Source organism: Streptomyces sp. NPDC041122, from assembly GCF_055592445.1.
Genome location: NZ_JBVIYQ010000001.1, coordinates 1,365,978 through 1,391,091 on the forward strand (window position 1 = coordinate 1,365,978; position 25,114 = coordinate 1,391,091).

The following is a 25,114-nucleotide window of genomic DNA, read 5'->3' on the forward strand; positions in this document are numbered from 1 at the left end:
GCCACCTCATGGGCGGTTCGGCGAAGAGGACCCGGCGCCGGGCGGCGGGCCCCGCGCTGCGGTACGCGCACGTGCCGGGGGCGCGGACGTCGGGCGGGCGCCCGGGCAGGCGGCGGCCGGCGAAGGAGGGTGAGGGGAGCAACTGGCTCTTCGGCACCCTGATGTTCCTCACCGTGCTCGCCGTGGTGGTCCTGTTCGGCCTGGCGGACATGGCCTGGGGGGCGACGCTGTGGGGTGACGTGGCCCCCGCCTGGCCGGGCGGCGGATACGGCTTCGCGATCACCATCGGGCTGCTCACCCCGCCCGCGGTCGCGGGCATCGTCGCCCCGCTCGGCCGGGCGAACCGGAAGAAGGAGCCCCTCCGCTCCACCGGCTGGGCCGTCGCGGCGCTGCCGGGCGCGGCACTGGCGTGCCTGCTGCTCCTGCTCGACTTCGCGGCGTCCCGGCCCAAGCGCCGCCGCCGGGGACCGGAGTGCTACGCGCACGGCGAGCCCTGCTGGATCCACGAGCAGTACCCCTACCTGTGGGCACCGGGGATCGCGGCGGCCGTGCTCTGCGCGGGGATCGGCGGCCGGCTCGTACTCGGATACGTCAGGAAGCGCCGCGCCCGCCTCGCCCGGCCGGAACCCGGCGTCCCGGAGCCTGCCCCGTCGGCCCCTGCTGCGTCGGAGCCCACTCCGTAGGAGCTCACTCGACCGGGGAGAGTCGCGCCGCGGGGTTCCCCGCACCGGGGTCGTCCGACGTGTAGGCGAGGCTCTTGCCGTCCAGCCGCAGACGGACCGTGTGCGCCGTCTGCGAGCACTGGCTGCCGTTGTCCTCCGCCCCCTCGGCCGCCGCCACGAGGAGCCGCTTCGACGCCGACTTCAGGGTGAGCACGTCCGTGCAGGTGTTGCCGATCGGGTCGTGCTGCACGACCGTGCCGAGCCGCTGCCCCGGCTCCGCCTGGCGCAGGGTGACCGTGAACGTGCCCAGCGGGATCGTGCCGCCGCTCGCGTCGGCCTTGCCGCGCCACGTGCCGAGGTAGGCCGCGGGGACCCCGTCGGCCGTGGGCTCGTCGGAGGCGCTGGGCGGGGCCGTGGCCGCCGGGGGCTGGTCGTGGCCCTGGTCGCCGGCCGCGTTGTCGTCGTCGCCGTCCGGCAGCAGACCGAAGACGAAGACCGAGCCGACGGTGACCGCGGCCATCGCGCCCGCGACCGCGAGGGCGACCGTACAACTCACCCTGCGTCCCCGGCCGTTCTCGCCGCCCGGTACGGAGGTCGCGGCCACGGAGACGGAGAACTTGCCCGGCGCCCGGGTGCCCGCGTCCGCCGGCGCGTCGGAGCGGGGGCCCGGCACGGGCGACGGCGGCGGAGGCGGGGCCTGTGCGGGCGGCGTGGGGCCCGCGAACCCCGTCGTCGGCGCGGCGTACGACGGGTCGGGCGGCCCGAACGTCCCCGGTACGGACGGGGTGTTGAAGGCCACCGGCCCGGACACCGCGTCGGCCGACGCCACCCCGGCGCCCGCCCCGAACCCCGCACCTCCTCCGCCCGGCCTCCCGCCCGAGCCCGAACCCGATCCCGCGCCCGCCCCCGTCTCCAGGTCCAGCAACCGCACCGCCCCCCGGCTCACCCGCTCCACCACCGGCCCCGGCAGCCACCCGGCCGCCACGAGCCGGGCCGCGCCCTGCGGGGCGAGGTGGCGGGCGAGCTCCTCGGGAGCGGGGCGCGCGGACGCGTCCTTGGCGAGGCAGGCGGCCGCGATCTCCCGCAAGTCACTGTCCAGCGGACCGAGTTCGGGCTCCTCGTGGACGACCTTGTAGAGCAGCGCGGCCGACGAGTCACCGGGGAAGGGTGACTCCCCCGTCGCCCCGTACACCAGGACCGCGCCCAGCGAGAAGACGTCCGCCGCGCCCGTGACGCCGCGGCCGAGGATCTGCTCGGGCGCCATGTAGCCCGGCGAGCCGATGGAGGCTCCCGTCGCGGTGAGCGAGGCCGTGCCGTCCGTGGCCCGCGCGATGCCGAAGTCGATGAGGCGCGGGCCGTCCAGCGTGAGCAGGACGTTCGACGGCTTCACGTCGCGGTGCACGAGCCCCAGACCGTGCACGTGCGCCAACGCCTCGGCGAGGCCCGCCCCGAGGACCCGTACGGAGTGCTCGGGCAGCGGACCGCCTTCCCGTACCGCCTCCGTGAGCGAGGGCCCCGCCGCGTACCCGGTGGCGACCCACGGCACGGGCGCCTCCGGATCCGCGTCGAGGACCGGCGCCGTCCAGTCGCCGCCCACCCGGCGCGCGGCGTCGACCTCGCGGCGGAAGCGGGCGCGGAACTCCTCGTCGAGCGCGAAGTGCGGGTGCACGATCTTGACCGCGACGGTGCGGCCGCCCTCGCTGCGGCCCAGATAGACCCGGCCCATGCCGCCCGAGCCCAGTCGGCCGAGGAGCCGGTAGGGCCCGATCACGGTGGGTTCGCCGGCGTCGAGCGGATGCATGACCGTGGCCTCCCCCAGCCGGTGGCGCCGGACGCCCCGCGCGCTCCGGCACCGGGGCTCAGCGTAGTGCGCGCGCCGCCGCGGGAACGTCCGCGGCCGCATTCCCCTCTATCTGGGCGCAATGACCGTATTGGTCGCCTACGTCCCCCGCTCCGAGGTCCCCATGAACCGCCGCCGTCCGTCCCCCACCGCCCTCGCCGCGAGCGTCGCGGCGCTCGCCTCGGCGCTGCTCCTGTCGGCCTGCGCCTCGGACAAGGGCGAGCCGGTGCGGTTCGACGGCCCGGGCCCGTCGGGCGCCACCCGGCAGGCGAAGGGCGCCGCGGCCGACAGGACGCTCCTGCCCACGGGGCCGCGTTCGGAGTTCACGACCGCGAACACTTTGGAGGACGGCACGAAGATCGGCGTGACGACACTGCAGGGCAAGAAGTCCGGATTCACCGGCAAGGTATGGGTCTGGGCGCCGAAGCAGTACTTCGACCCGAAGTACGCGCACAGCGGCTTCCCCGTCCTGATAGCCCTGCCCGGCGGCAACGGCTATCCCACCAATTACTGGATGGGGACCGACCTCAAGCTGGAGAGCAGCATCGCCGAGTGGTCCCGGCAAGGGAAGAGCCTGCCGTTCGTCGTGGTGATGCCCGTACTCAATCCGGACGCGGAGCACTATGACGACGGCAGTGATATTCCGGGCCGGCCGCGAATGGGCACGTGGATGACGGAGGACGTGCCCGCTTTTGTGAAGGCGAATTTCCGCACCTTCCGCTCGCGCGACGGCTGGGCCTTCATGGGCTCCTCGTCCGGCGGCTTCGTCGGCCTCAAGTCCGTCCTGCAGCACCCGGAGAAGTTCCGTGCCGTGATCGCGAGCGGTCCCGACACCGTGCCCGACTCCCCGCTCTGGGCGGGCCACGAGAAGGAGCGGCAGGCCAACGACCCCGGGCGGCTGGCCCGGCGGCTGGCCGAGCGCGGCGGCCCCGAGGTCGACGTCGCCTTCCAGATCGGCACCCGGGAGTCGGGCCGGGCGAGGCTGCGGACCTTCATGAAGAACTACGGCAAGGGCCCGGTGAAGACGCGGCTCAACGTCATCCAGGGCGGCGGCCACAACGCGCGCTCGTACGTGCCCGGCATGGCCGACGGCCCCATCCAGTGGATCAGCGAGCACATGCAGGCGCCGATCCCGGCGGGCTGAGCCGCGCTAGGGCTCCAGGAGCTCCACCCGTACGTCCGCGGGGAAGCCCGTCGTCGGCCCGACCCGGCGGGCGAACTCGGTGACGCCCTCCAGCTGCGCGCCGCCGAAGCGGAAGTCGAGCGTCGTGAAGTACTCCTCCAGGACGCCGGCGTCGAAGGACTCCCAGCGCGCGGCCTGCTCGGCGACCTTCGTGAGCTCGTCGAGGGAGAGGTCGCGGGACGAGAGGAACGCCTTGTGGACCTCGCGCACCACCTCCGGCTCACGCGCCGCGTAGTCGCGCCGGGCGGCCCAGACGGCGAAGACGAACGGCAGGCCCGTCCACTCCTTCCACATCCGCCCGAGGTCGTAGACGTCCAGGCCGAGCCGGGGCCCGTCGATCAGGTTGGCGCGCAGCGCGGCGTCGCCGATGAGGACCGCGGCGTCCGCCTCCTGCATCATCAGGCCCAGGTCGGGCGGGCAGGTGTAGTAGTCGGGCCGCACGCCGTAGCGCTCGGTGAGCAGCAGCTGGGCGAGGCGCACGGAGGTGCGCGAGGTCGAGCCGAGCGCGACCCGGGCGCCGTCCAGCCGGTCCAGCGGCACCTGCGAGACGATCACGCAGGACATGACGGGGCCGTCGCAGCCGACCGCGAGGTCGGGGAAGGCGACGAGGTCGTCGGCGTTCTTGAGGAACTCGACGAGCGTGACCGGCGCGATGTCGAGCTCGCCCCCGACCAGCTGCTCGCTGAGCTTCTCCGGGGTGTCCTTGGTCAGCTCGAAGTCGAGGAGCGTCCCGGTCCGCGCGAGCCCCCAGTACAGGGGCAGGCAGTTCAGGAACTGGATGTGACCGACGCGCGGCCGGGGGATGCGGCGGGAGCCGTGTCGCTGTTCGGCGCCTGCCCCCGCGGAGGCGTCCAGGGGAGAATTGTCCACATCGGGGAGGCTAGCCCCCATGCGGTACGGTCCGGGCGCCGGGCCCCCGACGCGCTCACCGTCAACCCCGTCGGATGCCTCGTCAAACCTCCGGGTGACGTGATCTTGCCCCCTATTGCATTCCCGTGCCTGCGTGCTAAGCTCGCCGCAAGTTGCAGTTTGGTTTCCCTTGCAGTACAGAGCCTGCGGAGCATGTAACTCCGCGGGCTCTCGTCGTTTTCAGACTTATGCAGTTGTTTAAACAATCGCTGGTTCTGGAGCAGGGCAACCCTTTGGCCCAAGGAGGGCTTATGGCTACCGGAACCGTGAAGTGGTTCAACGCTGAAAAGGGCTTTGGCTTCATTGCCCAGGAAGGCGGCGGCCCGGACGTCTTCGTCCACTACTCCGCGATCAACGCGAACGGCTTCCGCTCCCTTGAGGAGAACCAGGCCGTTTCCTTCGACGTGACGCAGGGTCCGAAGGGCCCGCAGGCGGAGAACGTCACCCCGATGTAATCGGGCGCCTCACGTGAGTGGGGCGTGTGGTTGCTCCGGTGACAGATCCGGAGATGGATAGCAGTACCCAAGGAGCCCTGCTCCTCCGCCTCGGCGGGGGAGGCGGGGCTCCTGCCTTTTTCTGGCCCCTGGGCCTCGGGTGGGGGGCGGAGTTGGTTCGGGGGGTTCTCGTGGTTCGCCGGGTGCCGCTTGTGGGGGTTGCGCGCGCAGTTCCCCGCACCCCTTTGGGCCCCTGCGGGGCCCTCAGGGCGGCTCCGGGGCCGATCAGGTGTGTTGCATGATCATGACGAAGGTGGTTTCCGGGGTCAGGGCCTCGTACGAGTGGTGGACGTCGCCCCGGTAGGACATGTAGTCGCCCGGGGACAGTTCCACCTCCTCGCCCCTCGGGCCCGCCAGGAGGCGGCCCGTGCTGATGACCAGGTGTTCGACCGAGCCCGGGATGTGCGGGTCCGATGCGCGCGGGGCGCCCGGCTCCAGGGCGCCGTGGTAGATGTCGCGCCGTACGCCGGTCGGGCCCGCGGAGAGCAGCGTGCCCGCGTACGAGGAGTTCTCCGCCAGCATGGTCGGGCCCTCGCCCGCCCTGATCACCGTCACCGCGGGGGCGGGTGACTCCACCAGCACGCTGAACGGCACCCCGAGCGCCACCGCCAGCGCCCACAGCGTCTCGATGCCGGGGTTGCCGGTGGCCGCCTCCAGCTGGGACAGCGTGGACTTGGCGATGCCGGCCCGTTTGGCCAGCTCCGAGAGGGACAGTCCGGCCCTGGTGCGCTCGCGGCGCAGGGCCGCGGCGACCCATTCGCGCGGCATGCGGGACCCGTTGTCGGTCATCAGTCGCTTCTCCTCGGGCTCTCCCCGTAGCGTTCGGTGCGGCGGTCCGATCGTTCGGCTTGACGAACAGCACCCGCCTTGTTCATCCTACGACGTATGCGTTCGCCACACCGAACAGACGGGCCGACCCACCGAACGAGCCGAGAAGGTGGTGGTCTCGTCCGTCTCTCCGATCTGCCGCCCGGGGTGCTCCGCGACATCGCCCTCGTCTGGGTCGCCGACGCCGTCGTCGGTCTCTCCTTCGGCGCCATCGCCGTCGCCGGCGGGCTCCCGCTGTGGGTGCCGGTGGTCATGTCGCTGCTCGTGTACGCGGGCTCCGCCCAGTTCAGTGCCGTCGGCATCCTCACCGCGGGCGGCGGGCCCGTGGCGGCGGCCGCCACCGGGCTGCTGCTCAACTCCCGCACGGCGGCGTTCAGTCTGGCGCTCGCCGACGACCTCGGCCGGTCCTGGACGGCCCGGCTGATCGGCGCGCACCTCGTCACGGACGAGACCGCGGCGTTCGTCCTCGCCCAGCGGGGCCGGGCGCAGCGCAAGGCCGCCTTCTGGATATCCGGGGCCGGGCTCTTCGTCGCGTGGAACCTGAGCGTGCTCGGGGGCGCGCTGGCCGGTTCCGCGCTCGGCGACACCGACCGGCTCGGGCTCGACGCCGCGTTCCCCGCGGTGCTCCTCGCGCTGGTGCTGCCCGCGCTGCGCGGTGACAGCGCGGCGCGTCGGGCCTCGGCGGCCGGGGCCGTCATCGCGGTCGTCGCCGCGCCGCTGCTGCCCGCCGGGGTGCCGGTGCTGCTCGCCCTGCTCGGGCTGCTCGCCGCGCGGCGCGGGCCCCGCCGTCCCCGTACCGCCTCGTCGAGGAGCGCCTCATGAACGCCACACTCGCCTGCGTCCTCGTCCTCGCCGCCGGCACGTACGTCTTCCGGCTCGCCGGGCCCGTCCTGCACGGACGCGTCGAACTGCCCGCCCGGGTCCAGGAGTTGCTGACCGTCGGCGCCACGGTGCTGCTCGTCGCCCTGCTCGCCACCGGCGCGCTCACCGAGGGGCAGGAGTTCGCCGGGTGGGCCAGGCCCGCCGGGGTGCTGGCCGGCGGGGTGCTCGCCTGGCGCAGGGCGCCCTTCGCCGTGGTCGTGGTGGGCGCCGCGGGGGTCACGGCGCTGCTGCGCCTCGCGGGGGTTCACTAGCGCCCGCGCCGGCCGTGGGGTCCGGGGCCACCCCGCGCTCGTAGAGCTCCTCCACCACCTGTGCGTACCGTTCCGTCACCGCCTTTCTGCGGACCTTCAGGCTCGGGGTGAGCAGGCCGTCCTCGATCGTGAAGTCCTCGTCGAGGACGGCGAATCCGCGGATGCGGGCGGGGCGCGAGGCGGCGGCGTTGGCGGTGGCCACGGCCTCCTCGACCAGGGCCCGGACCCGTGGGTCGCGGGAGGCGGGGGAGGTCAGCGTCAGCCCTTCCCTGGCCGCCCAGGCGGCCACCTCCTCCGTGTCGAGCGTGATGAGCGCGACCGGGTAAGGGCGGCGGTCGCCGACCAGCACGGCGCGCGAGACGAACCGCGCGTTCTGGATGGCCAGTTCGCTCAGCGAGGGCGTGAGGTTCTTGCCGCCGGAGGTGATGATGAGGTCCTTCTTGCGGCCGGTGATCGTGAGGTATCCGTCCGCGTCCAGCGCGCCCAGGTCGCCGGTGTGCAGCCAGCCGTCCTCGTCGAGGGCGTCACCGGTCGCCTCCGGGTTGCCGTGGTAGCCGGGGAAGACCATGGCGCCCCGGGCCAGCACCTCCCCGTCGTCGGCGATGCGCAGCTCGACGCCGGCCACCGCCCGGCCCACGGTGCCGTACCGCACCGCGCCCGGGTGGTTGAGGGTGAGGACGCCCGCCGACTCCGTCATCCCGTACCCCTCGTAGACCTCGACGCCGCAGGCCCGCAGGAAGTCGACGGTGTCCGGCGCGATCGGCGCACCGCCGGTCAGCGCCCACCGGACGCGTCCGCCCAGCGCCTGCCGGACCAGGGAGTAGAGCGCCTTGTCCGCCTCCTCGTACGCCTCCCGCAGCTCCTCCGGGAGGGCGCCGTCGGCGGCGAGGACCCCGATGCGGACGGCCTCCTCGAACCGCTCGCGCCCGCCCTCCTGCGCCTCGGCGAGCGAGAGCACCACCGAGCGCACCTTCTCGAACAGCCTGGGCACGGACGGCAGATGGGTGGGCCGCGCCTCGGCGAGCTCGGCGACGACGTCCTCGACGCGCCCGCCGAAGAAGGTGAGCGTGCCGCCCCCGATGAGCGTCGTGAACTCGATGAGCTGGGCGAGCAGATGGGCCAGCGGCAGATAGAGGTAGGTCGAGTCGCCGGGTCCGCCGTCGACCAGCGGGACCGTGGCCGCCTGCACGGCCAGCAGATTGCCGTGCGTGAGCAGACAGCCCTTGGGCGGGCCCGTGGTGCCCGAGGTGTAGATGATGGTGGCCAGGTCCCCGCCCCGGCGCGCCCGCGCGCGCTCCGACAGGGCTTCCTGGGAACCGAGTTCTCGCGGCTCGTCCGTCATCAGGGTCACGTGCCGCACCCCGGGCAGCCGCCCCTCCCCCCGCAGCCGCTCGACCTTCGCCGCCTGCGCCGCGTCCTCGCAGAGCACCACCGACGCGCCGGAGTCCGACAGCACCCAGGTGACCTCCGCGTCGCCCGCCGTCGGATACACCGGCACCACCACCGCGCCCGCCGCCAGGGCGCCGAAGTGCGCGCACGTCCACTCCGGGCGGGTCTCGGCGAGGATCGCCACGCGGTCGCCCGCGCGGACCCCGAGCGCCAGCAGTGCCCGGCCCACCCGGCGCGCGGCGTCCCTGAGCCCGTCGTACGACAGCTCGGTCCACTCCCCCGCGCGCCGGAACCGCAGGGCGGGCAGGGCGCCGTGGCGTCGGGCCGCCCACTCCGTCAACAGGGCCAGTGTGGCGGGGAGTTCGGGCGGCTCGGGCGGTTCCTTCCGGGTCTGCTGCATGGGTACGACGCTAGGGAGCGCGCCCGGCGCCCGGGATGACGGGAAACGTCAGCCCCGCTGACCGGGACGCTCACGCGGTGTTCTGGCGCGGCGCCACCGGCGCTAACGTCGTGGCATGGCCAGGCGGACGATCACCGTGCACCATGTGCGGGCCGTGCTGCGCGGCGCCGAGCGCAGCGGCGTGGACACCGTGCCGCTGCTGCGGGGCGCGCAGATCCCTCCGCTGCTCCTCGGCGACGACCGGGCCCGGGTCACCGCGCCCCAGTTCGCCCGCCTCTTCTGGGAGTTGTACCGGGTCACCCAGGACGAGTTCCTCGGCCTCGGCGCCGCCGTCAGCAGGCCCGGCACGTTCGCGATGATGTGCCAGGCCTCGCTCGGCTGCCGGGACCTGGGCGCCGCCGTGCACCGCGGCACCACCTTCTACGGACTCTTCCCCGGCGGTCCCGACCTCGTCCTGGAACGCCGCGCCGACGAGGCGGTGTTCGGCGTCCGCAACGACCTCGAACAGGACTACTTCCTCGCCGAGTGCCTCGTCATCATCTGGCACCGCCTCTGCAGCTGGCTGATCGGCCGCCGCATCCCGCTGCGCTGGGCCGCGTTCGGCCATCCACCGCCCCCGCACAAGGACGAGTACGAGCTGCTCTTCGGCTGCCCGGTGCGGTTCGGCGCCGGGCGCACCGGCGCGGGCTTCGACCCGCACTGGCTGGACGCCCCGCTGATCAGGGACGAGGACGCGCTGGACGAGATGCTGCGCCGGGCGCCCTTCGAGCTGCTCACCCGGCGCGAGTACGGCACGACCGTCGCCGAGCAGGTGCGCCGTGCCCTCGCCCACGCGCTGCGCTCCTCGCCGCGGCTGCCCTCGCTCGGCGAGATCGCGGCGCGGCTCGCGGTGAGCCCGGCGACGCTGCGCCGCAGGCTCGCCCAGGAGTCCACCTCGTACCAGCAGCTCAAGGACGCGGTGCGGCGCGACGCCGCCATCGCCGGTCTGGTCGAGGGCCGCGAGCCGATCGCGGAGCTCGCCGCGCGGCTCGGGTTCTCCGAGGACACGGCCTTCCACCGGGCGTTCCGACGGTGGACGGGGACGACCCCGGGGGCGTACCGGACCGAGACGGAACGGCCGCCGGGCCGCGGGAGCTGAGCCGCTTCGCCGTCGCCCACCGGGCCGGCCGGGTGGTGGGCCGCCGTTCCGGCATGGCGGTCCTGCCTCCGGAGCGGCGGGGTGGGAGGCTGCTCGGGTCCACTCGCGTCGGCGTCCGTCCGGCCCGCTCGTACCGCCGCCGCGCCCGGAGCCCGCGCCGCCTCGGTGAACGCGGCGCCGGGGCGCCGCCCTGAACACCCGCGTACCGGGTGGGCGCCCCGGGTCAACGAAGGTGAGCGTCCCGGTCAGCCCCGAACTTACTCGCAGGTCAGTACGGTCGTTGCCGTACCGCCCCACCCCCTGAGAACAGTTGGGAGTGCCGCATGCACACACGCACCAGCGCCCGAGCCAGAGCGTGGGCCGTGGTGGCCGCGCTCGGACTGACGGCCGTCACCCCGCTCACCGCGGCGCACGCCGACGACCGCGCCGCCGCCGGTTCCCCCGGCGACGTCGTGAGCTCCGCGCCGAGCAGCTTCCACCCCCTGCCGGGGCAGCCGACCAACACCAAGGCCTGGAAGATCGCGTACCGCTCGACCACGGCCACCGGAGCGCCGAACACCGTCACGGGCACGGTCATCGTGCCGCAGGACGGCAGGAAGGGCCCGCGCCCGCTGATCACCTACGCCGTCGGCACCGTCGGCGTCGCCGACCGCTGCGCCCCCAGCGCCGGCTTCCCCGACGGCACCGCCGTGGAGGCCAACCTCATCCAGCAGCTCACCCTGCGCGGCTGGGCGGTGGCCGTCACCGACTACGAGGGCCTCGGCACCCCCGGCGACCACACGTACACGGTGGGCCGCGCCGAGGGCCAGGCCATGCTGGACGCCGCACGCGCCGCGATCCGGCTGCCGGAGGCGGGCCTCGGCACGGACACGCCGGTCGGCATCATGGGGTACTCGCAGGGCGGCCAGGCCTCGTCGTGGGCGGCCGAACTGCACGGCTCGTACGCGCCCGATCTCGACGTCAAGGGGACGGCGACCGGCGGCGTCCCGGGCGACCTGCTGAAGGTGGCGAAGTTCAACGACGGCGGTTACGGCTCGGGCCTGATCTTCATGGCGGCGATCGGCCAGAACGCGGCGTTCCCGGAGCTGAAGCTCGACTCCTACCTCAACCCGTTGGGCCGCACTCTCGTCGGGGCGATGAAGAACACCTGCGTCGCGGACGGAGCGGTGCTCGGCTCGTTCAAGACGATCGCGTCGATGACCACGAAGAACCCGCTCGAACAGCCCGACTGGCAGCGGCGGCTGAACGAGTCCAAGGTCGGCACGGTCAAGCCGGACGCGCCGGTGTACCAGTACCACGCGCTCGGCGACGAGCTCATCCCGTACGGCGTCGGCAGGCAGGTGCGCGAGGACTGGTGTGCGCGCGGCGCGAACGTGGAGTGGCACACGGTGCCGGTCGGCGAGCACGTCAGCGGAGTGATCACGCAGAGCCCGTTCGCGGCGCAGTGGCTGGCGGACCGGTTCGCGGGGAGGGTGGCGCGCGGCAACTGCTGAACGTCCGCCGCGCCGCGGAAAACAAGTGGGCAGCGTCCCGCCGTCCCCCTAGGATCTTCGAGTTCGCAGGGATCGTTCTCAGGGTTCCTGCCGTGCTTCGAGAACCGGGGGGACTTCTCGTCATGCTGATCATGCCCACGGCCCTGGCTCTGCTGGCCCTGTTCGTCCTGGCGATGAAGGCGACCGACACGGGGCCGCCGCGCGGGGCGGCGGAGCCGGACATCGAACCGGAGGGGCCCGTCCAGGGAGCCGCCCGATGACCGCACGCCCCCCGCAGCCCCCGTCCGGACCGCTGACGTCTCCCGCGGCGCCACTGACACCTGCCGTCGCGTCGCTGACGCCTCCGCCCGGCGACCCGTCGCTGGCCGATCCCGCGCCCGGCCCCGACTTCGTCACTCCGGTGGACCACGTCTTCGTCCGCACCCACCTGGGGCTGCCCGACGTCGACGTCGCGGAGTGGTCCCTGACGGTGGAGGGCCTGGTCGAGCGCCCCCTGCGTCTGGACCTGGCGGCGCTCCTCGCGCTCCCGTCCGAGCGGCTCACCGCCGTGCACGAGTGCTTCGGCAGCCCGTTCCGTCCCGACGTGCCGACGCGCGCGGTGACGAACGTGGAGTGGACGGGGCTGCGGCTGGCCACGCTCCTCGACCGCGCGCGCCCGCTGCCCACGGCCCGGCACGTCGTTCTCGAGGGCGCGGACACCGGCTCGTTCGGGGACGAGGAGGGCATCTCGTACCTGAAGGACCTCCCCCTGGAGACGGCGCACCGCCAGGTGTTCCTGGCCCACGGCATGAACGGCGAGCCGCTGCGCGCCCCGCACGGCCGGCCGCTGCGGGCCGTGGTCCCCCGCATGTTCGGCACGAACTCGGTGAAGTGGCTGACCAGGATCGTCCTGACGGACGAGCGGCCCCGGCACATGTTCACGACGACGTACTACACCCGGACCCTGCCGGGCGACGACGCGCCGCGGCCGGTGCGCGAGGTCGACGTCAACAGCAAGATCCTCTCGCCCGCGCCGGGCGCCGAACTGCCCCCGGGCACGGTGACGTTCAGGGGGCGTACGTGGTCCACGACCGAGGTCGTCGGCCTCGACCTCTCCGTCGACGGCGGCCCGTGGGAGCCGGCCGTCCTCGACGCCCTGGGCTCCGAGCCGGCCTGGCAGGGCTTCTCCCTGCGGCGCACGCTCGCGCGGGGCGCGCACACGGTCCGCTCGCGGGCGCGGGACGCGCGGGGGCGGGTGCAGCCGCCGCCGGGTTCGCGGAACTCGGTGCATGAGGTGGCGTTCACGGTGCGGTAGCGCCGGCGCGCGGGGTGGGGCCGGGTAGTGCGGGGTGATGCGGTGCGGTGCGCTGCACGCTGCTTCACGAGGAGGTGGCGGAGGCAAGCTCCGCGCCCGGCTTCGGGGCCGACGAGGCGCAAGCCGACTCCGATCCCGACGCCGGGGCCGACGAGGCGGGCGCCTCCGAGGCCGTCGTGGAGGACGCCTTCGGGGCCGGCTGCGACACCGTCTCCGTACGCGGCAGCAGCCACGCGGCCAGCGCCGTCGTCACGCACAGGGTGACGCCCACGACGACGAGCCCCGTGTGCATCCCGGCGAGCGAGAACCCGGCGGCGCCTTCGCCCTCGCCACCGCCCGCGAGCAGCGCCCCGAAGAGGGCCACGGACATCGCGCCGCCCGTCTGGCGCAGGGAGTTGAGCAGACCGGACGCGGTGCCCGCGCGCTCGCCGGGGACGCTGTCCATCAGCTGGGCGGTGAGCGCGGGGACGGCGAAGGCGCCGCCGAGGCCGGTCGGTACGAGCAGGACGAGGACGAGCCACAGCGGCGTACCGGCGTTCAGCGGGACCAGCACGAACATGGCGAGGGCGAGGACCGCCTGCCCGATGACGATGACCCGGCGCCGGCCGAACCGCTCGGCGGCCCGCGGCGAGACGAGGTTGGTGGCGGTGATGAACACGGCGAGCGGCACGAACATCAGCCCCGCCCCGACGCCCGACATGCCGCGCAACTGCTGGTAGTAGAGGCCGAGGAGGAAGGTCACGCCGTAGAACCCGGCGTTGACCGCGAAGCCGACCGCGAGGGCGACGGCGACCGGACGCCGGCGCAGCAGGGCGAGCGGGACCATCGGCGCGCGGTGCCGCTTCTCGGCGGCGTGGAAGCCGATGCCGGAGGCGAGCGCCACGGCGAAGGCGCCGAGCACGGGCGCGCTGGTCCACCCCAGGTGCCCGCCCTCGATGACCGCGAACGCGAGCCCCGCGAGAGTGAGGACGGCGGTCACCTGACCGGCGAGGTCGAGCGGCGCGGGCCGGCGCGGCGAGGGGGCGGTGCGGGCCAGCAGGGCGAGGATCACGGCGCCGACGGGCAGGTTGAGCAGGAAGACCGAGCGCCATCCCGCGCTCTCGGTGAGGATGCCGCCGAGCACGGGGCCGACCGCGACGGCCACGGATCCGCCCACCGTCCACAGCGCGATGGCGCGGGCGCGCCGGCGCGGGTCGTCGTAGGCCTGCCGGATCAGCGCGAGGGACGCGGGCATCACGACGGCGGCACCGGCGCCCTGGGCGACGCGTGCGGCGATCAGCGCGCCGATGCCGGGGGCGAGGGCGCAGGCCAGCGAAGCCGCGGTGAAGAGCCCGACGCCCCAGGCGTACGCCCGCCGCGCCCCCGCCCGGTCGGCGAGCGCCCCGGCGGACAGCATCAGCGCGGCGAACATGAGGGTGTAGGCGTCGACGACCCACTGGAGCCCCGCCATGCCGCCGTGCAGGGTGGCGCGGATGTCGGGCAGCGCGATGTTCACGGCGGTGACGTCGATGGTGATGACGGTGAAGCCGAGCAGCGAGGCGACAAGGGCCAGCGAGGAGGACCGGGCCTTGGTGGGCGGGCCGGGGTGCCGGGCGAGTGACATGGGGCTCCTACGGTTACGTGATCGCCGCTCCGCGGCGGGGTGTGCGCTCACAGCGGGTGCGGCGCAACGGCCCCGCCGCGGAGCGGCGAAGAGGACCGCCGGACGGGATCGGTCTCGGGGGCCGCGGCCGGCGAGACACGCCACCTGGGCCCCGGACCACCGTGCCGTCCGGACATCCCCTACTCTGCGCCGATCCCGCCCGCCGTGGCAGGCCGCACCTCACCGGGGTCCCGCGTTCCAGGCCCTGACACAGCCCCCCACGCCGGACCCCCGCCAGGGACAATGGCCGCATGACGGAAAGCACAGCGAGCCCGGCCACCCCGGCGGCCCCGACCGCCCAGGCCCCCGCCCCCGCCCAAGCCGCCGGCACCGGCAACGGCACCGGCACCGGCACGGAACTGGGCCGCTACCTCCGCGCCCGCCGCGCCCGCGTGACCCCCGCGGAGGCGGGCCTCCCGGCCGGCACCGGCCTGCGCCGCACCCCGGGCCTGCGCCGCGAGGAGCTCGCCACCCTGGCCGGGGTGAGCGTCGACTACTACACGCGCCTTGAGCGCGGCCGTGAGACGAACCCCTCGCCCCCCGTCATCGACGCCCTCGCGCGCGCCCTGCGCCTCACCGGCGACGCCCACGACCGCCTGCGCGACCTGGCCGAACTGGCCTCCGGCCGGCTCACGGAGCCGCACCCCACGGCCGACCACACGGTGCGCGACTCCACTCTGCGCATGCTGGACGCGGTGGCCCCGCTCCCCGCGTACGTGGTGAGCCGGCACAGCTACATGCTGGCCGCCAACGCCCCCGGCAAGGCCCTGCTCCCCGGCCTCTGGGACTGGCCCGACGAGCAGCGCAACGTCCTGCGGTACCTCTTCCTGCACCCCGTGGGCCGCGTCCTGTACCAGCCGTGGGAGGCGACCGTCGCCAAGTCGGTCTCGCACCTGCGCGCGATCGGCGGCACCGACACCGACTCGCCCGAACTGCGGAACCTGGTCGGCGAACTCCTCCTGAAGTCACCCGAGTTCGCCCGCATATGGGAGCGGTACGACGTGTGCGAGCGCGGCGGCGGCACCAAGTCGTTCGAGCACCCGGACGTCGGCGCGATGACCCTCACGTACGAGGTGATGACGCTGGCGCGGACGGGCGGCCAGCGCCTGGTGGTCTACCAGGCCCCGCCCGGCACCCCGGACGAGAAGGCGATGCTGAACCTGACCTGACCCCGCACCCCGCACCCGGGACCCGGCCCCGGGCCCCCGCTCACTCGGCCGCGCACGAGCTCCCGTTCTTCGGCATCTCCCCGTACAGCAGGAACCCGTCCACCTTCTCCTGCACGCACTTGGAGCCGAGGTAACCGGTGTGCCCGTCACCCTTGTTGTCCAGGACGACGGCCTGCGGCCCGAGCCGGCGCGCGGTCTCCTCGGTCCACCGGTACGGCGTGGCCGGGTCGCCCCGCGTGCCGACGAGCAGCAGCTTCGGCGTCTTCACGTCCCGTACGTCGTCCCGGATGTAGCGGGTCCCGGCCGGCCGGCCGAAGCACAGCAGGACCGGCATCATCATCGACTTGCCGAAGACCGGCGACGCCTCGTCGAACTCCTTCTGGAGCCTGCCGATCTCCTTCTCGATATGGGCGGCGTCGGGCCGGTCGGGGTCGTCGGCGCAGTTCACGCCCATGAGGGCGGCGGTCAGGTTGTCCGCGGGCACCTCGTCGCCGGACAGGTCGCCCGCGGCCCCGCCGGGCAGCACCCCGCCCGGCAGCCCGCCGCTCATCCGGATCAGCGCCCGCGGGTCCCCGTCGGCGAGCAGCGCGCCGAGGGCCTGGGACAGCGCGGGCCAGGCCTGCCGGCTGTACAGGGCCTGGCTGAGCACGCCGACGACGTCCTGACCGGTGAACTCCTGGCCGTCCATGGACTGGAGCGGCATCTCGTCCATCTGCTCGACGAGCTTGACCATGCCGGCCCGCGCGGAGCGGGAGTCGGTGCCGAAGACGCACCCGGCGTTCCCGGTGCACCAGGCGAGGAAGTTGTCGAGGGCGGTCTGCCGGCCCTCGGCGGTGGCGAGGGACTGCGCGGCGACGGGCTCGGTCAGCGTGTCCACGCCGTCCAGCGTCATCCGCCCGACCTTCTTCGGGAACTGGGCGGCGTAGACGGCGCCGAGCCGCGTCCCGTACGAGAACCCCAGGTAGTTGAGCTTCTTGTCGCCGAGGGCCTGTCGCATCACGTCCATGTCGCGGGAGACGTTGACGGTCCCCATGTGTGCGAGGACCGGCCCGGACCGCTTCTCGCACTCCTCGGCGACCTTGCGCAGCTCCTTCAGGACGGCGGCCGGGTCGTCCGGGTCCCCCGCGGCGGGGTCGGTGCCCTGATCGGCGTCGCCGCAGCTGACGGGCTCGCTCAGGCCGACGCCGCGCGGGTCGAAGGAGACGATGTCGTACTCCTTGCTCAGGAAGTCGAACTCCTTCTGCGCGCCGGCGAGCGCGGAGACGCCGGGACCGCCGGGGCCGCCGAAGTTCAGGAGCAGGGAGCCGCGGGGCGTGCCGCTCGCGCTGGACTTCAGCCGGATCATCGCGATGTCGACGCTTCCGCTGCCCGGTCTGGCGTAGTCGATCGGTACGGAGACGTGCCCGCACCGGAAGTCCTTGGCCCCGCCGGTGGCCTCCGCCATGGCCTCGGTGCCGCCCTTGCACGCGGCCCATTTGATCTTCTGCGTGTAGTAGCGCGACAGGTCGGGCCGTCCGCTGCCGCCGCCGTCGGCGACGGCAGCGGCCGAGGCCAGGCCCGGCACTCCCGCTCCCACGACGGCCAGCACGGTGACTCGGGCTATGGCACCAGCTCCACGCACGGCAACCTCCCTGGGTATGCCCCTCGCTCACCCTAAGGGCGCCCCGGGCCCCTCGCCCGTTCAGCGCAGGGTGACCGTACGCGCACACCCGCTACTCTCCGTGCCGGGCGGCGTCTCCCTCAGTCCCGCTCCAGGATCGCCGTGACCCCCTGCCCGCCCGCCGCGCAGATGGAGACGAGCCCCCGCCCCGGCCGCCCCCGCTCGGCGAGCAGCTCGGCCAGGGTGGCGACGATCCGGGCGCCGGTCGCCGCGAACGGGTGACCGGTGGCGAGCGAGGACCCGGCGACATTCAGGCGCGCCCGGTCCACGGCGCCGAGGCCCCGCTTCCCCCAGGCGGCGAGCGTGGCGAGCACCTGCGAGGCGAAGGCCTCGTGCACCTCCACGAAGTCGAAGTCGCCGAGTCCGAGGCCGGCGCGCTCCAGCATCCGGGGCACCGCGTACGCGGGCGCCATCAGCAGCCCGTCCTCGCCTCCCGCGACATCGCCGTGGACGAAGTCCACCGCCGCGCTCTCGCAGGCGACGAGGTACGCGAGCGGTTCGAGTCCCCGCGCCGCGGCCCACTCCTCGCTGCCGAGCAGGGCGACGGCGGCGCCGTCCGTCAGCGGGGTGGAGTTGCCCGCGGTCATGGTCGCGTCCGGCGCGCCGGTGCCGAACACGGGCTTCAGCCGGGCGAGCGCCTCCGTGGTCGACCCTGGCCGCAGGTTCTGGTCCCGCGCGAGCCCGCGGAACGGCACGACGAGACGGTCCATGAACCCCCGCTCGTACGCCGCCGCGAGCCGCTGGTGACTGGCCGCCGCGAGCTCGTCCTGCGCCGCGCGCGAGATGCCCCAGGCGCGGGCGGTCACCGCGGCGTGCTCGCCCATGGAGAGGCCGGTGCGGGGTTCGGCGTTGCGCGGGATGTCCGGCACGAGATGGCGGGGACGCACCCGCCCCAGGGCCCGCAGCCGGCCCCCGGGTGTCCTGGCCCGGCGGGCGGCCAGCAGGATCCTCCGCAGCTCGTCGTTGACCCCGAGGGGCGCGTCGCTCGCCGTGTCCGCCCCGCCGGCGACGCCCGAATCGAGCTGCCCGAGCATGACCTTGTTGGCGACGGTGACGACGGCCTGGAGCCCGGTGCCGCAGGCCTGCTGCAGATCGAAGGCGGGGGTGCGGGAGTCGAGGGCCGAGCCGAGGACGACCTCGCGGGTGAGGTTGAAGTCCCGGCTGTGCTTGAGCACGGCGCCGGCGACGAACTCCCCGACGGCGCCCGGCCCGTGGAGCCCGTACCGCTCCACGAGGCCGTCGACGGCGGCGGTCAGCATCTCCTGGTTCGACGCGGTGGCGTACGGCCCGTCGGACCGCGCGAACGGTATGCGGCTGCCGCCCAGCACGGCGACCCGGCGCACAGAGGGAAGACTCATGTCTCGACCAGCTCCTGACCCTTGAGTAACCTTACTCAGAAGTAAATTTACGACCGAGCTGGGAGTTGGACAATGGCCGACCGCTACCTGACCTTCACCGCCACGGCACCCGGCCGCTTCCTCACCCGCCGCCTGGGCCTCCCCCAGCCGACACCCCTGCGCCGCTGGAGCCGGGAACACCCCTCTCTGAACGGCGAGTTGCTGCTCCTGACGACAGGCGCATCCCCGTACGCGAAGGACCTCCCGACCCTCCTGACGTCGACGGGCCACCCGCCGAGGACAACGTCCGTCGCTCCCGCGGCAGTTGTCCTCGACGCGACGGCGGTAGGCGGCCCACGGGCGCTGGCCGAGGTCCACCGGGCCCTGCACCCGGTGGTGCGCACCGTGGCGGACAACGGCCGTGTCGTGCTCCTCGGCTCCCCGCCGGACGGGTCCGACCACCACCAGGCGGCCGCACAGCAGGCGTTGGAGGGATTCACCCGCTCCCTGGCCAAGGAGCTCGGCCGGGGCCGCACCGCCTCACTCGTCCGCGTCCGCGGCCCGATAGCCACCGCCGAGTCCACCCTGCGCTTCCTGCTCTCCCCCAAGTCGGCCTACGTGACCGGCCAGGTGATCGAGACCGGCCCCGCCGAAACGGTGGCGGCGCCCGCCGACTGGGACCGCCCGCTGGCGGGCCGCACCGCCCTGGTGACGGGCGCGGCGCGCGGCATCGGCGAGGCGGTCGCGGAGGTCCTCCACCGGGACGGCGCCACGGTCGTCCTCCTCGACGTCCCCTCGGCCCGGCAGGACCTGACCCGTGTCGCGGACCGCCTCGGCGGCACGGCGCTGCCCCTCGACATCACGGCGCCGGACGCCGGCGAGCGGATCGTCGCGGCGCTGCCGGACGGCTGCGTGGACGTCCTCGTCCACAACGCGGGCATCACCCGGGACCGCAAGCTGGCCAACATGGCGAAAGACCGCTGGGAACAGGTCGTCGACGTGAACCTCGGGGCGGTGCTCACCACGACGGACGCGCTGCTCAAGGCGGGCGCGTTCCGGCCCGGGGGCCGGATCGTCGCCACGGCCTCGATCGCGGGGATCGCGGGCAACGCGGGCCAGACGAACTACGCCGCGAGCAAGGCGGGCGTGATCGGCTTCGTCCGCTCGCTGGGGCCGCGGGCGCTGGCGGAGCACGGGGTGACGGTGAACGCGGTGGCCCCCGGCTTCATCGAGACGAAGATGACGGCGGCGGTACCGCTGCTCATCCGCGAGGCGGGCCGCCGCATGAACTCCCTCGCGCAGGGCGGCCGCCCCGTGGACGTGGCGGAGACGACGTCATGGCTGGCGCAGGGAGGAGTGAACGGCCAGACGGTACGGGTCTGCGGCCAGAGCCTGCTAGGTGCCTAGCGGCACGGCTCGGGCGGACATGGGTTGCCCGGCGCCGCCCTGCGGGGCTGGGTGGGTGGGCCCCGCCGCTCCACGGCTGATGTATCCCACCCACCCACCCGTTCACCCCGCGACGTACGAGGGGAGCTGGGCCGGGTGGGCGGGTCACCTCGCGTCACACCGTCGGAGCTGGGGCGGGTGGGTCGGCCACCCCTCCCACGTACGAGAGGAGCTGGACCGGATAGGCGGGGTCGCCTCGCGTCACAGCGTTGGAGTGGAGCGGGTGGGTGGGCTATCCCCGGGTCGCCCGGCCGGGCGGGCTACCGGCGCTCCACACCGCGGGAGTTGGCGCGAGGGGGGCGCCTCGCGACGTGCCGTCGGAGTTTGGCGGGACGGCGATCATCCCGTACGACCCTGGCGGGAGTCGGCACAGGCGCCCCGCCGGGCCGCACCCGCGTACGAGACGGAAGGGGACGTGGGGGTATGTGCGCACGGAGCACCGAGCACGCAATAGCAACATTGTCCGCGAGGCAGCGCCGCAGGGATGGCGAGTACGCACATACCCCCACGGCCCCGCACCCCAAGACGAACCCCAGGCGCAGACGCACGCCCCCCCCCCCAGCGAACACTCACCCACGGAAGGCCCCTCATGCCCACACCCCTCCCCCTCACCCTCCTCCGCGCCGCCGCCCTCTCCCCCCTCAAACGACCCCGCCCCGACGCCGTCCCGCCCTCCACCCGTCTCACCCTCACCACCACCCCCGACCCGGACCACCTCGCCGCCTACGAGGAGATCTGCGGCTTCGGAGCCGGAGACGCGCTCCCCCTCACCTACCCGCACGTCCTCGCGTTCCCCCTGGCCCTGCGCCTGATGGCCGCCCGCGACTTCCCGCTCCCGCTCCTCGGCCTGGTCCACACCTCCATCGAGATCACCCAGCACCGCCCCCTCCCCCGTACGACCTCAGGCTCCGAGCAGCTCCAACTCACCGTCCACACAGAGACCTTGACCCCCCACCACCGCGGCACCGAGGCCACCCTCACCACCGAGGCCAGCCTCCACGGCGAACTCCTCTGGCACTCCCGCAGCACCTACCTCGCACGCCACAAAACCAACACCCCGAAGCCCAACGCCCACACCCACACCCACACCCCTCATCAGCCCGCTCCCGCACCCCCACCCCCCGGAACCGAGTGGCCCCTCCCCGCCGACCTCGGCCGCCGCTACGCCGCCGTCAGCGGTGACCGCAACCCCATCCACCTGCACCCGCTCACCGCCCGCCCCTTCGGCTTCCCCCGCGCCATCGCCCACGGCATGTGGACCTTCGCCCGCTGCCTGGCGGAACAGGACCCCTCTCGGACCGAGAGCCCCGGCTCCGGCTCCGGCTCCGGCTCCGGCTCCGGCTCCGCCCACGTCAGGGCGGAGTTCCGCACCCCCGTGCTCCTCCCCTCCACCGTCACGTACGCCACCCCCACCCCCACCACCTTCGAACTCCGCTCCCCCACCGGGAAAACCCACCTCACCGGCGAGATCGCGCCCGCACCCCGCTGACCGACCCCGCACGCCGAAGGCCACCCGCGCTCACGCCGGCGACCACCGGCGCCCCTCCATGAGGCCCCCCAGCCCCGCCCACGCGAAGTTCATCAGCGTCGCCGCCGCCTCCCGCGCCGACACCGACCCGTCCGTGTTGGCCCACCCCGCCAGCGACTCCGCCGCACCCACCAGCGCCTGCGCGAGACCCGCGACCTCGCGGTCCCGCAGCGAGGGATCGCCGTGCGCCGTCCGCGCCGCCTGCGCGATCAGCGACGTCACGAACGCGACGATCTCCTCCCGCATCGCGGCGACTTCGGCGGCGAACGGCTCCCCCTGCGTCCGCGCCTGACTGTGCAGCACGGCCCACCCGTCGGGCCGCTCGGCGGTGTGCGTGAAGAACGCCCGCAGCCCGTCCCACAGCTGCCGGTCCGCCGGCTCCCCCGCCGCGGCGACCCCGCTCGCCCCCTCGCGCACCGCCGCGACGAGCGCCTCCGCCTCCCGCCGGATGCAGGCGCTGAAGAGCTCTTCCTTGGAGTTCAGGTACAGATACACGAGGGGCTTGGAGACCCCGGCGAGCTCCGCGATCTCGTCCATGGAAGCGGCCCGGTACCCCCGTTGCCCGAACGTCCGCACCGCCGCGTCCAGCATCTGCTGCTCCCGCACGGCCCGCGGCATCCTCTTCTGCCGCCGCTTCACACCCGCCTCGCCCACCCCGGCCCCCGCCTTTCCACGCTGTCCGTTTCCCCCGTCAGCGTACGGTCATCGAGAGCCGGGGCACGATGACCGGAGACGACGAAGCCCCGCCCCGAAAGTCAGCTCCCCGGGACGGGGCTTCAGCGCGAACAAGGCGCCGGCGGAACAGGCGGAGCCGGCGGACGAGCCGTCAGGCGGCCGCGGGCACCGCGCGCGGCGACGGCGCCGCGTCGTCCACCGCGTCGAACTCGTCCAGCGAAGCGGCCGACGCGTTCTCGTACGCCTCACGGTCCAGGATCTTCTCGCGCGCAGCGACGATCACCGGCACGAGCGCCTGCCCGGCGACGTTCGTCGCCGTGCGCATCATGTCCAGGACCGGGTCGATGGCGAGGAGCAGGCCCACGCCCTCCATCGGCAGGCCGAGCGTGGAGAGGGTCAGCGTCAGCATGACCGTGGCGCCCGTCAGGCCCGCCGTCGCGGCCGATCCGACGACCGACACGAACGCGATGAGCAGGTAGTCCTTGACGCCCATGTGCACGTCGAAGATCTGCGCGACGAAGATCGCGGCGATGGCCGGGTAGATGGCGGCGCAGCCGTCCATCTTCGTCGTGGCGCCGAAGGGCACCGCGAAGGACGTGTACTCCTTCGGGACGCCGAGCCGCTCGGTGACCTTCTGGGTGATCGGCATGGTGCCGACCGAGGAGCGGGAGACGAAGGCCAGCTGGATCGCGGGCCAGGCGCCCTTGAAGAACTGCAGCGGGTTGACCTTGGCGACGGTGGCGAGCAGCAGCGGGTAGACGCCGAAGAGGACCAGGGCGCAGCCGATGTAGATGTCCGCGGTGAACGTCGCGTACTTGCTGATGAGGTTCCAGCCGTAGTCCGCGATGGCGAAGCCGATGAGGCCGACGGTGCCGATCGGGGAGAGCTTGATGACCCACCACAGGGCCTTCTGCAGCAGTGCGAGGACGGACTCGCTCAGTTCCAGGATCGGCTTCGCCTTGTCGCCGATCTTCAGGACGGCGATGCCGGCGACGGCGGCCATGAAGACGATCTGCAGGACGTTCAGCTCGGTGAACGGCGTGACGACGTCCGTCGGGATGATCCCGGTCAGGAAGTCGATCCAGGAGCCCGCGTGGTCGGGCGCCTTGCCGTCCTTCGGGGTGAGGCCGGTGCCGGAGCCGGGGTTGGTGAGCAGGCCGATGGCAAGGCCGATGGCCACCGCGATCAGCGACGTGATCATGAACCAGAGCAGCGTGCGGGTGGCGAGCCGCGCGGCGTTGTTGACCTTCCGCAGGTTGGTGATCGACACCAGGATCGCGAAGAAGACGAGCGGGGCGACCGCGAGCTTCAGCAGGCCGATGAAGGTGTCGCCGACCTTGGAGAGGGTGGTGACGAGCCAGTCGACGTCCTGGTCGCGGGCTATCCAGCCGAGCAGGACGCCGAGCACCAGACCGCCGAGGATCTGCGCCCAGAAGGGGATCTTGAGGAACTTGGGTATCCGGAAGCCGGACTGGGGCTTCTCGGTGTCGCCTGCCTGGTCGGCGGGCGTCGCGGAATTCGCGGACACGGACACACTCCGGTGAGGAAAGTCAGGGGGAGGGGGACGTACGGGAGCGGCGACCGCGAAGGGTCAGCGGGCCGCTGCGGCGGGGGTCACGTTCAGATGTGACAGGCCGCGGACATGCAGCGGCAGAGGTCGACATGCAGGCGCGCCACGAGCGGGACGCTCATGGCGTGGTGGTGCGCTGCTGCTGTCTTCATGTCGAACACGTTAACACTTGTACTTTGAGTACATCAAAGGTCTTGTTTGAGGCAGGCGAACGGGTTGGCCCCGCGGCGGTGCCGACGAGCGCGTCCCCAACTCCCCCGCGACGCACGGAACCCGACGCACGGAACCCCGGCCCCGGAGCGGTGTGCTCCGGAACCGGGGTCCCGAGAAGTGTGTGACGAAGGTTACGAGGCTCGCGCCCCGTCGCTCACGAGGCTCGCGCCGCGTCGTCCGCCTCGTCCTCCTGGGTGCGGTTCGCCTCCAGGTTCGCCTTGGCGCGGTCCACGCGGGCGACGACGTCGGCCGAGGCGCGGTCGCGCTCCTTGCGCAGCACCACGAAGCTGATGGGCGCGGAGATGACCAGCGCGAGCAGCAGCACCCACAGGAGGTTCGAGTCGCCGAGGCCGCGCGGCAGGATCTCGGAGTAGACCAGGCCCCAGACGACCAAGAAGCAACCCACGAAGATCCCGAGGCGCATCAGCGTGTAGCGGAGCATGTCAATCCACTCTTCCGTTCCGAAAGGGGCCCGAGTAGGACGAGCCCCTCCAGTGAAGCACGGGAGGAGCCGCGTCCGGCAAGGGGGTGGAGCCCCTCGCGCGGGGCCCGTCAGCCGAGTGGCAGCAGCATCGTGATGTCGTCGCGGTCGTCGCCGGGCGCGACCCGGATGGCGCCGGGCACCCGCCCGACCTCCTTGTAACCGCAGGAGGCGTAGAAGCGGTCCACGCCCGCGCCGCCGCGGCAGGTGAGCCGGATCGCCTCGACGCCCGGCATACCGCGGGCGGCGTCCGCGGCGGCAGCCATCAGGTCGCGGCCGTACCCCTTGCCCTGGTGGCGCGGGTGGACCATCACCACGTACAGCCAGATCCAGTGCTTCATCAGGCGGTGCTGGTTGTACGTGAGGAACGCGGTCGCGGCGACCGCGCCCTCCTCGTCGTACCCCACGAGGAGCCGGGTGCGCCCCTCGCTCAGCTCGGTGAGGCGCTTGATCCACTCGGGGCGGATGTCGTCGACGGTCACGGGCGGGACGAAACCGACGGCTCCGCCGGCGTTGGACACGTCGGCCCAGAGGGCGAGGACGCCGTCGCGGAGGTCGGCATCGATCTCGGGGTCGAGGCGGAAAGTAAGCGTCATAGGGGGACGTTAGCCATTACACCTCCCGTGCCTC

General features: G+C 73.5%; 23 protein-coding genes. 12 read left to right on the plus strand and 11 right to left on the minus strand.

The window, feature by feature from the left end; genetic code table 11:
* Window positions 1–8 precede the first annotated feature (8 nt).
* Window positions 9–683 (plus strand): hypothetical protein, encoded by a 675-nt coding sequence (locus tag ACZ6B8_RS06050; protein WP_471606395.1) that lies wholly within the window; start codon window positions 9–11, stop codon window positions 681–683.
* 4 nt (window positions 684–687) lie between these two features.
* Here the strand turns inward: ACZ6B8_RS06050 and ACZ6B8_RS06055 are convergent, their stop codons facing one another.
* Window positions 688–2,463: a serine/threonine-protein kinase gene (locus ACZ6B8_RS06055; protein WP_471606396.1), complete on the minus strand. Its 1,776-nt coding sequence runs from the start codon at window positions 2,461–2,463 to the stop codon at window positions 688–690.
* Between the two features lie 163 nt (window positions 2,464–2,626).
* On the opposite strand from ACZ6B8_RS06055, the gene ACZ6B8_RS06060 reads away from it, so the two are divergent.
* Window positions 2,627–3,646 carry an alpha/beta hydrolase gene (locus ACZ6B8_RS06060; protein ID WP_471606479.1) on the plus strand — a complete coding sequence of 340 codons (1,020 nt, stop codon included), beginning with the start codon at window positions 2,627–2,629 and terminating at the stop codon, window positions 3,644–3,646.
* Between the two features lie 6 nt (window positions 3,647–3,652).
* On the opposite strand, the gene ACZ6B8_RS06065 is transcribed toward ACZ6B8_RS06060, so the two are convergent.
* Window positions 3,653–4,540 (minus strand): menaquinone biosynthetic enzyme MqnA/MqnD family protein, encoded by an 888-nt coding sequence (locus tag ACZ6B8_RS06065; protein WP_471606480.1) that lies wholly within the window; start codon window positions 4,538–4,540, stop codon window positions 3,653–3,655.
* Between the two features lie 305 nt (window positions 4,541–4,845).
* Between ACZ6B8_RS06065 and ACZ6B8_RS06070 the strand changes: the two genes are divergently transcribed.
* Entirely contained in the window at window positions 4,846–5,049 is a 204-nt protein-coding gene (locus ACZ6B8_RS06070; RefSeq protein ID WP_006138897.1) for a cold-shock protein, read from the plus strand.
* A 264-nt stretch (window positions 5,050–5,313) separates the two neighbouring features.
* Here the strand turns inward: ACZ6B8_RS06070 and ACZ6B8_RS06075 are convergent, their stop codons facing one another.
* Window positions 5,314–5,877, minus strand: a complete 564-nt coding sequence (locus ACZ6B8_RS06075; protein WP_471606397.1) for a helix-turn-helix domain-containing protein — start codon at window positions 5,875–5,877, stop codon at window positions 5,314–5,316.
* Between the two features lie 96 nt (window positions 5,878–5,973).
* Here ACZ6B8_RS06075 and ACZ6B8_RS06080 point away from each other — a divergent pair, with 96 nt between their 5' ends.
* Both ACZ6B8_RS06080 and ACZ6B8_RS06085 read left to right on the plus strand, forming a co-directional pair.
* Window positions 5,974–6,738, plus strand: coding sequence for an AzlC family ABC transporter permease (locus tag ACZ6B8_RS06080; RefSeq protein ID WP_471084197.1), 765 nt, complete (start codon window positions 5,974–5,976; stop codon window positions 6,736–6,738).
* Window positions 6,735–7,049 carry an AzlD domain-containing protein gene (locus tag ACZ6B8_RS06085; protein ID WP_471084194.1) on the plus strand — a complete coding sequence of 105 codons (315 nt, stop codon included), beginning with the start codon at window positions 6,735–6,737 and terminating at the stop codon, window positions 7,047–7,049. The genes ACZ6B8_RS06080 and ACZ6B8_RS06085 overlap by 4 nt, the downstream gene beginning before the upstream one ends.
* Here the strand turns inward: ACZ6B8_RS06085 and ACZ6B8_RS06090 are convergent.
* Window positions 7,015–8,838 (minus strand): AMP-dependent synthetase/ligase, encoded by a 1,824-nt coding sequence (locus ACZ6B8_RS06090; protein WP_471606398.1) that lies wholly within the window; start codon window positions 8,836–8,838, stop codon window positions 7,015–7,017. The two genes, ACZ6B8_RS06085 and ACZ6B8_RS06090, sit on opposite strands and share 35 nt — an antisense overlap.
* Before the next feature lie 115 nt (window positions 8,839–8,953).
* Here ACZ6B8_RS06090 and ACZ6B8_RS06095 point away from each other — a divergent pair, with 115 nt between their 5' ends.
* From ACZ6B8_RS06095 to ACZ6B8_RS06110, 4 genes are all read left to right on the plus strand, one after another.
* Window positions 8,954–9,976 carry an AraC family transcriptional regulator gene (locus tag ACZ6B8_RS06095; protein ID WP_471084188.1) on the plus strand — a complete coding sequence of 341 codons (1,023 nt, stop codon included), beginning with the start codon at window positions 8,954–8,956 and terminating at the stop codon, window positions 9,974–9,976.
* Window positions 9,977–10,299: 323 nt separating this feature from the next.
* Entirely contained in the window at window positions 10,300–11,469 is a 1,170-nt protein-coding gene (locus ACZ6B8_RS06100) for a lipase family protein (protein WP_471606399.1), read from the plus strand.
* A 122-nt stretch (window positions 11,470–11,591) separates the two neighbouring features.
* Window positions 11,592–11,729, plus strand: a complete 138-nt coding sequence (locus ACZ6B8_RS06105) for a hypothetical protein (protein ID WP_471084182.1) — start codon at window positions 11,592–11,594, stop codon at window positions 11,727–11,729.
* Complete coding sequence (locus ACZ6B8_RS06110) at window positions 11,726–12,763, plus strand: molybdopterin-dependent oxidoreductase (RefSeq protein WP_471606400.1); 1,038 nt, start codon at window positions 11,726–11,728, stop codon at window positions 12,761–12,763. The genes ACZ6B8_RS06105 and ACZ6B8_RS06110 overlap by 4 nt, the downstream gene beginning before the upstream one ends.
* A gap of 64 nt (window positions 12,764–12,827) precedes the next feature.
* On the opposite strand, the gene ACZ6B8_RS06115 is transcribed toward ACZ6B8_RS06110, so the two are convergent.
* Window positions 12,828–14,366: an MFS transporter gene (locus tag ACZ6B8_RS06115; protein ID WP_471606401.1), complete on the minus strand. Its 1,539-nt coding sequence runs from the start codon at window positions 14,364–14,366 to the stop codon at window positions 12,828–12,830.
* A 290-nt stretch (window positions 14,367–14,656) separates the two neighbouring features.
* Between ACZ6B8_RS06115 and ACZ6B8_RS06120 the strand changes: the two genes are divergently transcribed.
* Window positions 14,657–15,574: a helix-turn-helix transcriptional regulator gene (locus tag ACZ6B8_RS06120; RefSeq protein WP_471606402.1), complete on the plus strand. Its 918-nt coding sequence runs from the start codon at window positions 14,657–14,659 to the stop codon at window positions 15,572–15,574.
* 40 nt (window positions 15,575–15,614) lie between these two features.
* On the opposite strand, the gene ACZ6B8_RS06125 is transcribed toward ACZ6B8_RS06120, so the two are convergent.
* Both ACZ6B8_RS06125 and ACZ6B8_RS06130 read right to left on the minus strand, forming a co-directional pair.
* On the minus strand, window positions 15,615–17,195 hold the full coding sequence (locus ACZ6B8_RS06125; RefSeq protein WP_471606403.1) for an alpha/beta hydrolase: 1,581 nt from the start codon (window positions 17,193–17,195) through the stop codon (window positions 15,615–15,617).
* A 119-nt stretch (window positions 17,196–17,314) separates the two neighbouring features.
* A complete protein-coding gene (locus ACZ6B8_RS06130) occupies window positions 17,315–18,592 on the minus strand; it encodes an acetyl-CoA C-acetyltransferase (protein WP_471606404.1) in 1,278 nt (425 codons plus the stop codon).
* A gap of 72 nt (window positions 18,593–18,664) precedes the next feature.
* On the opposite strand from ACZ6B8_RS06130, the gene ACZ6B8_RS06135 reads away from it, so the two are divergent.
* Window positions 18,665–19,978 carry a 3-oxoacyl-ACP reductase gene (locus tag ACZ6B8_RS06135; protein ID WP_471606405.1) on the plus strand — a complete coding sequence of 438 codons (1,314 nt, stop codon included), beginning with the start codon at window positions 18,665–18,667 and terminating at the stop codon, window positions 19,976–19,978.
* 628 nt (window positions 19,979–20,606) lie between these two features.
* Window positions 20,607–21,506, plus strand: coding sequence for a MaoC family dehydratase (locus ACZ6B8_RS06140; RefSeq protein WP_471606406.1), 900 nt, complete (start codon window positions 20,607–20,609; stop codon window positions 21,504–21,506).
* Between the two features lie 30 nt (window positions 21,507–21,536).
* Here the strand turns inward: ACZ6B8_RS06140 and ACZ6B8_RS06145 are convergent, their stop codons facing one another.
* The 4 genes from ACZ6B8_RS06145 to ACZ6B8_RS06160 form a co-directional block, all read right to left on the minus strand.
* Window positions 21,537–22,163, minus strand: coding sequence for a TetR/AcrR family transcriptional regulator (locus ACZ6B8_RS06145; protein WP_471085025.1), 627 nt, complete (start codon window positions 22,161–22,163; stop codon window positions 21,537–21,539).
* Window positions 22,164–22,371: 208 nt separating this feature from the next.
* On the minus strand, window positions 22,372–23,748 hold the full coding sequence (locus ACZ6B8_RS06150) for a dicarboxylate/amino acid:cation symporter (protein WP_471606407.1): 1,377 nt from the start codon (window positions 23,746–23,748) through the stop codon (window positions 22,372–22,374).
* Window positions 23,749–24,157: 409 nt separating this feature from the next.
* Window positions 24,158–24,445, minus strand: coding sequence for a DUF4229 domain-containing protein (locus ACZ6B8_RS06155; protein WP_471084155.1), 288 nt, complete (start codon window positions 24,443–24,445; stop codon window positions 24,158–24,160).
* A 110-nt stretch (window positions 24,446–24,555) separates the two neighbouring features.
* Window positions 24,556–25,080 carry a GNAT family N-acetyltransferase gene (locus tag ACZ6B8_RS06160; RefSeq protein WP_471606408.1) on the minus strand — a complete coding sequence of 175 codons (525 nt, stop codon included), beginning with the start codon at window positions 25,078–25,080 and terminating at the stop codon, window positions 24,556–24,558.
* Between the last annotated feature and the right edge of the window lie 34 nt (window positions 25,081–25,114).